The 11770-nt window shown below is 58.6% G+C and carries 11 protein-coding genes; 3 read left to right on the top strand and 8 right to left on the bottom strand.

Features of this window, described 5'->3' with window-relative positions; translation table 11 throughout:
• Positions 1-56: 56 nt before the first annotated feature.
• The gene (locus tag Q4481_RS17605; RefSeq protein ID WP_304377712.1) at positions 57-680 is read right to left on the bottom strand and encodes a hypothetical protein; all 624 of its coding nucleotides are present in this window, start codon (positions 678-680) and stop codon (positions 57-59) included.
• A gap of 1008 nt (positions 681-1688) precedes the next feature.
• A complete protein-coding gene (locus tag Q4481_RS17600; RefSeq protein WP_304377711.1) occupies positions 1689-2051 on the bottom strand; it encodes a response regulator in 363 nt (120 codons plus the stop codon).
• Between the two features lie 256 nt (positions 2052-2307).
• Between Q4481_RS17600 and Q4481_RS17595 the strand changes: the two genes are divergently transcribed.
• A complete protein-coding gene (locus Q4481_RS17595; RefSeq protein WP_304377710.1) occupies positions 2308-3354 on the top strand; it encodes a zinc-dependent alcohol dehydrogenase family protein in 1047 nt (348 codons plus the stop codon).
• Positions 3355-3360: 6 nt separating this feature from the next.
• Here the strand turns inward: Q4481_RS17595 and Q4481_RS17590 are convergent, their stop codons facing one another.
• On the bottom strand, positions 3361-5466 hold the full coding sequence (locus tag Q4481_RS17590) for a phospholipase D-like domain-containing protein (RefSeq protein WP_304377709.1): 2106 nt from the start codon (positions 5464-5466) through the stop codon (positions 3361-3363).
• Between the two features lie 182 nt (positions 5467-5648).
• On the opposite strand from Q4481_RS17590, the gene Q4481_RS17585 reads away from it, so the two are divergent.
• Positions 5649-5981: a YARHG domain-containing protein gene (locus tag Q4481_RS17585; protein WP_368400483.1), complete on the top strand. Its 333-nt coding sequence runs from the start codon at positions 5649-5651 to the stop codon at positions 5979-5981.
• Between the two features lie 6 nt (positions 5982-5987).
• On the opposite strand, the gene Q4481_RS17580 is transcribed toward Q4481_RS17585, so the two are convergent.
• The 5 genes from Q4481_RS17580 to Q4481_RS17560 form a co-directional block, all read right to left on the bottom strand.
• Positions 5988-6749, bottom strand: a complete 762-nt coding sequence (locus tag Q4481_RS17580; RefSeq protein ID WP_304377707.1) for an SDR family NAD(P)-dependent oxidoreductase — start codon at positions 6747-6749, stop codon at positions 5988-5990.
• Between the two features lies 1 nt (position 6750).
• Positions 6751-7575, bottom strand: coding sequence for an ABC transporter permease (locus Q4481_RS17575; RefSeq protein WP_304377706.1), 825 nt, complete (start codon positions 7573-7575; stop codon positions 6751-6753).
• The gene (locus Q4481_RS17570; RefSeq protein ID WP_304377705.1) at positions 7575-8444 is read right to left on the bottom strand and encodes an ABC transporter permease; all 870 of its coding nucleotides are present in this window, start codon (positions 8442-8444) and stop codon (positions 7575-7577) included. The genes Q4481_RS17575 and Q4481_RS17570 overlap by 1 nt, the downstream gene beginning before the upstream one ends.
• A gap of 75 nt (positions 8445-8519) precedes the next feature.
• The gene (locus Q4481_RS17565) at positions 8520-9677 is read right to left on the bottom strand and encodes an ABC transporter substrate-binding protein (RefSeq protein ID WP_304377704.1); all 1158 of its coding nucleotides are present in this window, start codon (positions 9675-9677) and stop codon (positions 8520-8522) included.
• 28 nt (positions 9678-9705) lie between these two features.
• The gene (locus Q4481_RS17560; RefSeq protein ID WP_304377703.1) at positions 9706-10800 is read right to left on the bottom strand and encodes an ABC transporter ATP-binding protein; all 1095 of its coding nucleotides are present in this window, start codon (positions 10798-10800) and stop codon (positions 9706-9708) included.
• 156 nt (positions 10801-10956) lie between these two features.
• Between Q4481_RS17560 and Q4481_RS17555 the strand changes: the two genes are divergently transcribed.
• Complete coding sequence (locus Q4481_RS17555) at positions 10957-11751, top strand: helix-turn-helix transcriptional regulator (protein WP_304377702.1); 795 nt, start codon at positions 10957-10959, stop codon at positions 11749-11751.
• Positions 11752-11770: the final 19 nt, after the last annotated feature.

Here is an 11770-nt window from a genome sequence, read left to right as displayed (position 1 = left end):
TTGGGTTCCCCCGGCGCGAACGCCGAGAGAGGTCTCGAAGGATGGGGGTATGTTGATCAGCGCTGCTCCGTGGCAGGGGATAGGTGCGCCTCGCGCTCCACCTCGACGGCGAGAAGAAGTGCTTCCAGGTTGTCCAAGTACGCTTGTACTGAGAAGCCTTCGGGTAGGGTTCCTCCCAGTTCCCGCTCCCGAACCAGACGGCGGACATGATGCTTCAGGAGTTCCACCGCGTCCTTTTTGGGCCGCCCCTCATAGGTCTTCGCTAGGTTGACCGGTCGGAGGTCGGAGCAGTTGTCCAGCATGCTCTCCGCCTCATGCTCGATTGCGGCGGCAAAGAGCCTGCCAATTGGGGTGTTGTCTTGTGCTGCATCTCGGAAGATGAACTTGGCGTAGATGCGGGGGTGCGCCTTGGCGTGATTTGAGTTTGTCGCCACTGAGTGACCGAGCGCTGTGCAGTGAAGCAGCAGGGCAAACTGTAGGGCTGTCATTGTAACAGACACTCGGAGCTTCTTGCCCAGGACGACCGCAATGGTTGGGGATAGTCGGGGGTCTTCGGCTGCCTCCTCAGTGTCTACCAGTGTCCAGGTGGTTGCCCATGCGGGAAGCTGTTGAAAGGCAACATCAGGGTCGGACTTAGCGAGGGCAGGGGTGATGAGATCGGTATGAACCGTGGTTGTCATTTGCGAATACCTTCTTGAACCGTTTCACGACTAGGTGCTACAGGAAGGTATCGGTTAGGCAGCCGACCACTTGTTTATGTTCTCGGGGGATAATGCTTTAAAGCCAATGGCTTGCGGCTATCACCCGGAGGTCTTGGAGGCGTAACGAGGTGACTTCGAGTCTCTCATCGCCCACCATTCCATATATAAAGTCTGTAAGTTAGTATCCGCGCTGATTGCAGATGCGATGCAGGTTAGTGTTACAGTCGAGTAGGTTCGATCACACTTCCTTTCCTCTCGACCTGGCGCTACAGATTTCGGGTCATGCCCATACTCATACTGATTCTACTGGCAATTCTCATCGTGATCGTCGCAGGTCCTTGGGCACTGGGCCTAGCTGTGGCACTCCCTGCCTATCTTGTTTGGGCAAGTGGCATCCTCACATTTCTGTTCTGGGCCGTCATAGTGATCGCTGCATTTTACGCCCTCTATGGCATTGCGATCGCAATGGACGTCGTGACCAGCAAAGTAGGGAGACGAGCCTGCCCCAAGTGTAACCATCGACAAACACCAGATCTCAAGTTCTGCTTCAAATGCAGTTATGAATACCCGGTTGTTCAAGAGACAGATCCCAATGGGCAATAAATGCCAGCGGATCATAATAGGCGGGCTTTGTTGTCGGGTTGTCGCGCGTAGAATCTATGATCCGCGGCCGGGTGACTGCACATGGATTCGGGGTCGAGGAAACACGATCTCTTTTGCGCCTTCGGCCCTTTATTCAGCAAGGATATAGCGTTCGTCAGTTTGAATTGCACCGAGGCCGAGGCGCGCGCCGCCGGCTGGCGCAAGGCACGAACGGGCTGATTGATTTCAGCGATCCTTTCACTGGAGATGGTTTATCGCGACCTCTTCATGCCCGGATTGCCGTTCCAAAACCCGCCGCGCGCGGCCAATCACAATCGTCGTCGAAAGTGCCGTCGCGCACACCGTGCGGCACTCACCCTACAAGGTCGGGAATGAAGCCTATCGTTACGGACTGACGCGCTGGATGGCGGCGACGAGTTTTGCCGGGTCGAAGGGCTTGACGATCCAGCCGGTGGCGCCGGCCTTGCGGGCTCGCTCCTTCTTTTCCGTATCGCTTTCGGTCGTCAGAACGAGGATGGGAATGGCGCGATATTTCTCATCGCGGCGCACGCGTTCGATGAAGCCAAAGCCATCGAGCCGTGGCATGTTGATGTCGGTGACGATCAGATCCGGTGCGGTCAGTTCCAGGGCATCCAGCCCCTCAAGACCATCTTCAGCGCGGATCGTTTCATAGCCGGCGGCCGAAAGCGTGGCATTGAGCATGGCGAGAATGGTTACGGAATCGTCTACGGTCAGGATCTTCTTCACTTCGGGTGCCTCATTGCATGCTTTTCTGACACCCACTTACATTTGAATCGGAACCCGTGCCACCGGAACCCTTTTGCAGCGAGAATGCCGCGTTTACTCTTTGGGAAGAATTCGACCACCGCCGTTAACTCGAAAGTCATAGGTTCGCTCATTTCCCGAGGCGATCATTGGTTCAACGAATATCATATGTTGCAGGGCTTTGAAGCGCCTGCAGCCCATGGCATTTCTTGTGGCACAACAATCGGGGAACGCCAGCATGCGCGCTATGTATTATGAAAAATTCGGGGTCCGGCCGGAGATCCGCACCTTGCCCGATCCGACACCGACCAGGGACGGCGTCGTGATCAAGGTCGAGGCCTCCGGCCTCTGCCGTAGCGATTTTCACGGCTGGTGCGGCCATGATTCCGATATTCACCTGCCGCATGTGCCCGGTCATGAACTGGCGGGAACGGTTGTGGCTGTGGGCGCGTCGGTCCGCTCGTTCAAGGTGGGGGACCGGGTCACCGTGCCGTTCGTGTCGGGTTGCGGGCGCTGCGAGGAATGTCATTCCGGCAACCAGCAGGTCTGCTCGCACCAGTTCCAGCCGGGCTTCACCCATTGGGGATCCTTCGCCGAACTGGTGGCGATCGACTATGCCGACACCAATCTCGTGCATCTGCCGGACAGTCTCGATTTCGCGACGGCCGCCAGTCTCGGCTGCCGGTTTGCGACCTCGTTTCGGGCCATCGTCGACCAGGGCAAGGCGAGGGCGGGCGAGTGGGTGGCGGTGCATGGCTGCGGTGGCGTTGGCCTGTCGGCCATCATGATAGCCACGGCGCTCGGCGCCAATGTCGTTGCCATCGATGTTTCGGAGGAGAAGCTGGCATTTGCGCGAACGATCGGTGCGGTGGCCACCATCAACGGCGCTGCGGTTGCCAATGTCGCCGAGGCGGTGATCGAGGTCACGCGCGGCGGTGCCCATGTCTCGATCGATGCGCTGGGCCACCAGACGACATTTTCCAACTCCATTCTCAACCTGCGGCGTCGCGGCCGGCATGTGCAGGTGGGGTTGATGACGGGTGCCCACGCCCAGCCGATCACGCCCATAGGCAAGATCATCGCCCATGAACTGGAAGTCTATGGCAGCCACGGCATGCAGGCCTGGCGCTATTCGGCGATGATGGACATGCTCGAAACCGGCAAGATTGCGCCGCAGAAGCTGATCGGTCGCCATATCAGCCTCAGCGAGGCGGTCGATGGTCTCGTCAATCTCGACAAGGCCACCGATATCGGCATCAGCGTCATTACCGATTTCTCGGGCTGATCGCGCTCAAAGCGCGTTCTTGAGCAGGCTGATTGAGGTCAGGATCTTCCAGAAGTAGGGAATGCGAGCGCGGGGGGCCGGGCTCGAATGCTGGCGGTAATCTTCGAACACAGACTGCATACGATTGTAGAATGCCGGATCGATGATCATGACGCCATTTTCGCTGTCATGAATGAAACTGCGATGGTTGAAGTTGACCGAGGAGATGACCACCAGTTTCTCGTCGATCATCAACAGCTTGGAATGCAGGACGACGTTCTGGCGGGCATTGAAGTTGTAGATCTTGATGCGATCGGCAAAGCGGTTGACGAATTCCTGGTTCAGCGCCGTCAGCACATCGCCGCCGAGATCGCCCTTGAGGTTGATGCGACCGATGATGGTCACTGCCACGCCGCGAGCGATTGCGCGATCGAACGCGGCATTGAGGGCCGGCGTCATGTGCAGGTAGGGATTGACGATCTCGATCTTCTTGCGTGCCGAATCCAGCATGTCGACATAGAAGGTTTCGAGCTCCGCGCCGTCGAGATAGGGCAACGAAATGAAATGGCGGAAGGCGGTTTCGTCGGCGGCATGACTGTTGCGTCCGGTTAGCGTGAACGGTCGTGCCAGATGCGTTTGTCCATCATCGAGCCAGACCGTCGAGAAATGCGAAACGAGGGTTCGGACGGCGGCATCCCCATGGATTTCGAGATCGAAATCATGCCAGTTCGAATAGTAATTGACCGTCAGGCCACGGTTGCGCCGGTATTGCTGCAGGTTCGGATATTTGGCGAGGTTGGTCGGCTGATCGAACAGGAAGCCATCATGGATGTTGCGTCCACCGATGATCGCAACGCTGTTTGCCGGACGCGCTGCTACGGTGGCCAGGAGCTTGACGTGATGCACCTTGTGGAATTCGGACAGGAATTCCTCGAGATTGGCGCCTTTCGGTGCTTTCCAGCGGTAGAATCGGACCTGAACATTGGGGAAATCGCCGCTAAGCTTTTCGAGCAGATCGCGATCCTTCGGCCGCTCGAGCACATCGGATGTCAGGATGCGAACCGTTGTTCCGCGCGCAGCATGGTGACGGACCAGCCGATCGATCACGCGGCCGGAAAAATCGGCCTTGATGTCAAGAAAGGAAAGAACGATCAGTTTCAGCTCTGGAGCGGCTGAAAAATCGATCGGCGCTTCCGGATCCTGGGCGTCGATGAAGGCGTCGGAGAGTTCCCGTCCAAGCAGCGCCTTGACCTTGGCATTGAAAGAAGGCCGCTCCTCGGTCAGAAACACTGTCCGGCTCGGCTTAAGCGGGCAGGTTTCGGACAGGAAGCGGCGCGCCGAGAGAAGGTCGTCGAGCGAATTCGGACCGTGCGGTCGTTTAGCGGCACAGACATCGAAGCGCGTGTCGATAGAATGCAGGTCAGGATTGAATGCCTCCTGTCGCAGGATCCGGATCGGACGGGTCTTGCCGCCGATCGACAGGACACCGTGACAGGATTTGAGATTGCGCCCCGGTTCGAGATGGGCCGCGATCTTGACGTTCGGGTTCTGCGCATTCGAAACGTCGAACTGATGCCCCTTTGCAATGGTCGTTTTCCATCCATTCTCTATGACCGCCAGATCACCGTCGCAGGTCAGGGTGAGCGCCTGCAGTCCCGGTCCGAGTGCTTTCAGTTCGATTTCGACCTGTCGAGCATCAATGCCGGAAAACGAGAATGTTGCTTCTGTATCGGGCCCATCCGCCTTGAGAACGAGGGTCTGCCGCGACAGGCGCCAGGCCGTATCCGGAATGGCGTAGCGGCCGGGCGCCGCGTCGCTTGCTTCGGGGCTATCGCGCAGGCGCGGTGCGGCGAGCTCCGCGAGCTTCTTGCGTTCGTTTGCACGGGCCTGATCGTCCGGTGGCGAGCCTGGTTGCTTCGAAATTTCGGAGAACAGGCGGTCATGGCGCTGCAGGCCTTCTGCGGCGATCTCGGCTGACAGAAGGCGGAGATATCCGGTCTCGGCAATGTTGGCTGGCTTCGTGTCGCGTACGGATTTTGCAGCCGAGCTGAAAGTGTCGAAGGTTCCGGAGCAACTGGTCAGGAACAGAAGCAGGGCGAATGATCGCGCGATCCTCACTGCTCCCAATAACATCCACCCACTCCGCTACATAGCCTATCGACATGACCCGTCAAAACCGGCAGGCCCGCTGCTAATCGCCTCAAACATAGCCTTGTCATTCCCACCAGATTTGCCATGCGGTATGGAAAGCGCCAAGTGCTTTTAGTGCAGTCCAGCATTCCTTTCCAGACCGGTAACCGCCTTGATGTCAATCAATGCCAATGTTGTTAACCGTGATGTATTCTTGCATCAACAGTGGAGAGCAGGAGGAAATGGGAATGGGCAGGATTTTTGTTTCACTATTCTTGGGTTGTAGCGCCGCCTTGATCGCGGAAAACGCGATGGCGCAGAGTTGTTACGATCTCTGGTATGAGCGCAATGCCATCTACGATGCCAATGGTTATTGTTTCTCGACCCAGCTCGGTATGGACACGTTCGACAATTCGGACTGCTGGACTGATCGCCCGAACTTCAGCCGGGCGGAACAACGCCGGATCGATCAGCTCCGGCGCCAGGAACGTTCGCGTGGTTGTCGCGTCAACAACTAAACGGCTTCAGGCGACAGTCTCGCCACCATCGCAGACAAGGATCTGGCCGGTCACATAAGAGGAGCGGTCAGACACCAGGAACAGGATGGGCTCGGCGATCTCGTCGACCGATGCCCATCGTCCCATCGGCACACGTGCCTTGACATAGGCTTCGATGGCTTCGCGTCCGCCGACCTGGCGGATGAAGGGCTCGTTGAAAGGCGTGTCGACCCAGCCGGGGCAGAGGGCATTGACGCGGATGCCGTAACGGGCATAGTCGCCCGCCATCTGCCGTGTCATGGCAATGACGGCATGCTTGGTTGTCGTGTAGGCGATCATCTCGCGATCGAAGAGAATGCCGGAGCTTGACGAGGTGTTGAGGATAACGCCGGAGCCTGCTTCGCGCATTAGAGGCATCACGACGCGGGCGGCATAGAAATGCGCCCGCACATTGAGATCCCACGAGCGATCGAAGCCTTCGAGGCTGACATGTTCGAGATCGCCTTCCACCTGCGCGCCGGCATGATTGTGCAGGATATCGATGCGGCCGAACCGCTGATGCATGTCAAGGATGGCCGCTTCGAGCGCCTTGTCGTCGGTCACGTCGACGCCATAGGCCAAGGCGCGCCCGCCGGCAGCGGTTATTTCGGCTTCGGTTACCTTCGCGCCTTCGAGATTGCGATCGAACACGCCAACGACTGCACCTTCGCGCGCCATGATCGCCGCACTCGCGCGGCCAATGCCGGAGCCTGCTCCTGTTACGATCGCGACTTTGTCTTGCAGTATCATTCTATTCTCCGTCGGGTCCTGGTCGCGACCTGTCTCGCAGCATGAAGCGGGACAGGCCAATCAGCAGCAGCGAGGCCACGAGCACGCTGGTTGCAATGGCATTGATTTCCGGTGTCACGCCCCGGCGGATCGAGGCGAAGACATAGATGGGGAGAGTGGTTTCCGATCCGGCCACGAAAAAGGCGACGATGAAATCATCGAAGGAGAAGGTGAAGGCGAGAAGAAAACCGGCAAGGATGGACGGCATGATCTGCGGCAGAACGATCAGCCGAAAGGTCGTCAGCGGCGTTGCATTGAGATCGCTCGACGCTTCGACGATGTCACGGCCGAGGCTTGCGATCCGCGCCTTGACCAGCATGGTGACGAGCGCCAGCGAGAAGAGACCGTGCGCGGCGATCACCGACCCATAGCCAAGTCCGAGACGGGGCGGCGTTTCCCCCGGCCAGATCCAGGCCAGAGCCGGATTGAGGACGGAAAACAGCGAGACCAGCGCAACGAGCGTTGCGATGCCGATCACGACGCCCGGCACGACGATTGCGGCGGCGAACAGCCCATCGAAGAGCGCGCGGCTTTTTCCGCCCAGGCGCTCCATGCCGAGCGCCGCCATGGTTCCGAAAACGGCTGCCAGCCCAGCCGAAACAAAAGCGATCAGAAGACTGTTCTGAAGCGCTTCGAGCAGGAAACGGTTGGTGAATGCCTTGCCATACCAGGCAAGCGAGAAGCCGCTGATTTCCGAAGCATTGCGGCCGGCATTGAAGGAGAACAGCACGACAAGCGCGATCGGCGCATAAAGAAACAGGAAGACGGCGGTGACAAAGCTGCGCATCAGAGAAGATCCACCTGTCTTGTTCCGGCAATGCGGAAGGCAATGCGCATGGCGCTCATCAGAACCACGACGACCACGAGCACGAGCGTGACTGCGATCGCCGAGCCGAATGGCCAGTTGCGCGACTGCAGGAAGAGATCGACCAGGGCGTTGCCGATGAAGAAGACCTTGCCGCCGCCAAGCAGCTGCGGGATGAGATATTCGCCGAGAAGCAGGATGGTCACCAGCGCCACCCCCGTCATCACCCCTGGAAGCGAAAGCGGCAGCGTGATCCTGAAAAAGGTGTTGAGCGGCCGCGAGCCGAGGTCCGAAGAGGCATCGAGGAGCCGCCGGTCCAGCTTTTCGAGGCTGACATAGATCGGCATGATCATCAGCGGCAGGTAGCCATAGACAATGCCCACCAGCACCGCAAAAGGCGTGTTGATCAGGCGGATATCGTCAAGCCCGATTATCGAGAGCAGTTGCGGAATGCCGCGCGAGCCGAGGATGAACATCCAGGCATAGGTGCGCACGAGCAGGCTGGTCCAGAACGGCACGACGACCAGCGAGACGAGCAGAAGCCGGTAACGCGGATTGGCTTTGACCGCGAGGAAATAGGCGACCGGATAGGCGATCAGCAGGCAGAGAAAGGCGCCGACCGGCGCCAGCAGCATGGTGTTCCAGAAGGCCGCGGCACGGGTCGGCAAGGCGGCGAACTGGGCAAAGGTGAAGGCCGGCTGATAGCCGCCTGCCTGGGCGCGTTCCCCAAAGGCAAAGACAAGGATCGCGATGAAGGGCAGGATCAGGAAAATGAAGAGCCAGGCTGCTGCCGGGGCCATCAGAGCCGCTGTTACCAACCGTTCTCGACGCGCGTTTAACCGTGCGATCATTCGCATTCATCCTTTGGGCAATCAGAGCGGATAGCGGACCGGAGCGATGGGGTGCATCACTCCGGTTCCATCAGGTCAAGCCGATTTGAACCGTGCCATCAGTTCGGCGCGGTTCGGATCCGTCAGCGTTACCGCGGCACCGAATTCGAGCGGCTTGAGCGCGGCTTCATCCGGATAAACGATGAGGTTCTGCGTGACATCCTTCGGCAGAAGATCAAAGACACGCGAGTCGGTCGTCGGTGCGCCGTTGAAGATATGTTCCTTGACCGCAACGTCCGGCGTCATCAGGTAGTCGAGCAGGGCATAGGCACCCGGCTTGTTCTGGGCATCCTTGGGAATCGCGTAGAAATCGCACCAGATTTCGCCACCATCCTTGCCGAGATTGAACTTGATTTCTGGCATGTCACGGTTCAGCTGCGCCCCGTCATTGGTCCAGCACATGGTCATCCAGGCATCGGTTGCCCGCATCGCCGGCTGATAGTCCGAGTTGATCGCGAAGAGGTGCGGCTTGACCTTGAGCAACAATTCTTCCGCCTTGGCCAGTTCCTCGGGCTTGATCGAGTTGAAACTGTAGCCGAGGGCGACCAGAGCGCTGCCGATGGTGGTCAGCTGATAATCGTGTACCATGGCGCGGCCATCGGCTTCGGTCATGGCAAGATCGAAAAACTCCTTCCAGCTGGTCACCGGGCTCTTCATCTTGGCAGAATTGAAGGCAATGCCCGTAGTGCCCCAGTTTTTCGGAACCGCATAGACTGTACCATCGATTGTGCCTTCGCTGGTGAAGCGGGGATTTTCCGTTGCGCCAGAGAAATTCGGCAGCATCGAAAGATCGAGCGCATCGATCAGGCCGAGCTTCTGGTAGGTGGAAATCGTGTAGTTGGTCGGCACATAAAGGTCCCAACCCGAAGCGCCGGCCTGCAGTTTGGCGAGCATTTCCTCGTTCGAACCGAAGACGTTGACTTCCACGGCAACGCCGGTCTTGGCCGTGAAGGCGTCGAAGGTGGCCGGATCGTGGTAATTCGGCCAGGTTGCCAGTGACACCTTGCTGCCAAGGTCGCCCGCTTGTGCCGGGCTGCCGAGGATACCGGTGCGGCCTGCAAGCACGGTTGCTGCAAGTCCCAGGCCGGTGACACCCAGGAAATGGCGCCGGCTCACCGAACCTCGCTTGAAGCGCATCAGTTCGTCGGCAAGTTTCGCCTGGGTCAGATAACCGTTTTCATTTTCGCTGCTCATGACACTGTTCCCTGTTTTCGTTTGGTTTTCAGTCATAGAATATGCGCGGCGCATCCGGATCGATCTGCAACTCGACCTCCGCACCCGGATCGAAAAGATCGGCGGGTCCGCCCGCAACCCGGTCAGCAAAGACCAGGATGTCGCCGACGCCGGGGACGGAGATCGAGTATTCCGCCGACGCGCCCAGAAAGATCCGGTGCGTGACACGTCCGGTTAATTGTCCCCCATTCGAACCGGCTGCCAGGAGGCGAATGGATTCGGGACGGATCGACAGTGTTGCCGCGCCCGATCTGATTCCGGAAGGCCGGTCGAGCAAGATTGATGCGCCATTGTTCAGGCGCGCTGAGCCTGTCCTGCCGTCGGTGGTCTCGATCGAGACGGGCAGGCGGTTGGTCTTTCCGACGAAATCGGCGACGAAGAGATCGGCCGGGTTATCGTAGATCTCCTGCGGTGAGGCGAACTGTACGATCCGGCCGGCATTCATCACGCAGACCCGGTCGCTCATCGATAGCGCTTCTTCCTGATCATGGGTGACGAGAAGGAAGGTGATGCCAAGTTCGCGATGCAGGTTCTGCAACTCGATCTGCATGGCAATGCGGAGCTTCTTGTCGAGTGCGGCGAGCGGCTCGTCGAGCAGGAGCACCCGCGGGCGGTTGACGATGGCGCGGGCGAGTGCGACGCGCTGCTGCTGGCCGCCCGACATTTCGTGGATCCGGCGCTGGGCGAACTTGCCCAGATGCACCATTTCCAGTGCTTCGCCGACACGGCGGCGGATTTCGGCATCGCTCAGGCGCGGCCTGATCTGCCGCAATCCATAGGCAATATTGGTTTCCACATCGAAATGCGGAAAGAGCGCATAGTGCTGGAACACCATGTTGACCGGTCGACGGTAGGGCGGCACACCATTCATGGCCTCGCCGCCAACCGAAACGGTTCCCTCGCTTGGCTGCTCGAAACCGCCGATCATGCGCAGGCACGTTGTCTTGCCGCAGCCCGATGGACCGAGGAGTGCGACGAAAGCGCCGCGCTCCAGCTGAAGATTCACATCGGTTACGGCCGTGACGTCGCCGTAGCGCTTGGTGACCGACCGGAATTCGATATCGAATTCGGACTTGTTTTCCACGTAGGTTCCCCGGGCAGTTTTGTTTTATGCGTCATAAGCCCCGTCTGAAAGAACCTTATCCAGACCTTCACTTTAGGGTATATACCCCAAAAGGGGTATTCTCCTTAAAAACGGCCTTGCTAGGGAGTATGGCGTACCCTTTTTGAGGAGCGTCGCATGCGCGTGGATTTCGATGCCCTGTTTCAATCCATCGATCATCTGATCGAATTGGAGAAGGCAGACGACAAAGCGGTCGGGGCGCCGTTGACCGGGCTTCTGTCGTCGCTCGTTGATTTTGATTTCGTTGTGATTTTTGCCTATCGCGGCGAGCAGCGACCGATCGATCTCTATTCGACGTTCGATCCGCAGCAATATCATGTCTATGTCAGTCTCTATCAGGATGGCCCCTATCTCCTCGATCCATTCTACCGGACAGCCTGCGCACAACAGCAGGGCGTATGGCGCATGCGCGACCTGGCGCCGGACCGGTTCTTCGCCTCGGAATATTACCGCAACTACTATATCCAGACCGGGTTGGCGGAGGAGGTGGGCTTTTTCATCCCGATGGAGGAAGGCGTCACGGTGGTGGTTTCCCTGATGCGCACCGAGGTTCGTGGCGCCTTTCGTCCGCCCGAACTTGCAATGCTCAGAAAAACGGAAGCGGTGGTCGCAAGGATCATCCGAAAATTCTGGGGAAGCCTGTCACCACGATTTGATGCTGCCCAGACGAAAGCGGCAAGAACCGGACAGGGCGGCGCCGTGGCTGAACGCGCATGGGCTAACCGCAATCTCACGCATCGCGAGAAATCCATCATCGAACTGGTCTTGCAGGGACATAGTTCGGAATCGATCGGTTTGCGGCTTGGCGTGGCGACCGGAACCATCAAGGTGCATCGGCGCAATATCTATCGCAAGCTCGGTATTTCATCCCAGGCGCAACTGATGTCGCTTTATCTGGGTAGCCTGAAGTAGAAGACCCGGCACGATGGCC

It is taken from the genome of Fluviirhizobium alvei (genome assembly GCF_030551875.1).
GTDB lineage: Bacteria > Pseudomonadota > Alphaproteobacteria > Rhizobiales > Rhizobiaceae > Rhizobium_E > Rhizobium_E alvei.
Note: the sequence above shows the minus strand (reverse complement) of the source record. Positions and strands in the feature narration are given on the sequence as shown.

Excerpts from the sequence above, each read along its gene's own strand:
- Q4481_RS17605 (WP_304377712.1), bottom strand. The coding sequence starts at position 680 with ATGACAACCACGGTTCATACCGATCTCATCACCCCTGCCCTCGCTAAG.
- Q4481_RS17595 (WP_304377710.1), top strand. The coding sequence starts at position 2,308 with ATGCGCGCTATGTATTATGAAAAATTCGGGGTCCGGCCGGAGATCCGC.
- Q4481_RS17590 (WP_304377709.1), bottom strand. The coding sequence starts at position 5,466 with ATGTTATTGGGAGCAGTGAGGATCGCGCGATCATTCGCCCTGCTTCTG.
- Q4481_RS17585 (WP_368400483.1), top strand. The coding sequence starts at position 5,649 with ATGCCAATGTTGTTAACCGTGATGTATTCTTGCATCAACAGTGGAGAG.
- Q4481_RS17580 (WP_304377707.1), bottom strand. The coding sequence starts at position 6,749 with ATGATACTGCAAGACAAAGTCGCGATCGTAACAGGAGCAGGCTCCGGC.
- Q4481_RS17575 (WP_304377706.1), bottom strand. The coding sequence starts at position 7,575 with ATGCGCAGCTTTGTCACCGCCGTCTTCCTGTTTCTTTATGCGCCGATC.
- Q4481_RS17570 (WP_304377705.1), bottom strand. The coding sequence starts at position 8,444 with ATGATCGCACGGTTAAACGCGCGTCGAGAACGGTTGGTAACAGCGGCT.
- Q4481_RS17565 (WP_304377704.1), bottom strand. The coding sequence starts at position 9,677 with ATGAGCAGCGAAAATGAAAACGGTTATCTGACCCAGGCGAAACTTGCC.
- Q4481_RS17555 (WP_304377702.1), top strand. The coding sequence starts at position 10,957 with ATGCGCGTGGATTTCGATGCCCTGTTTCAATCCATCGATCATCTGATC.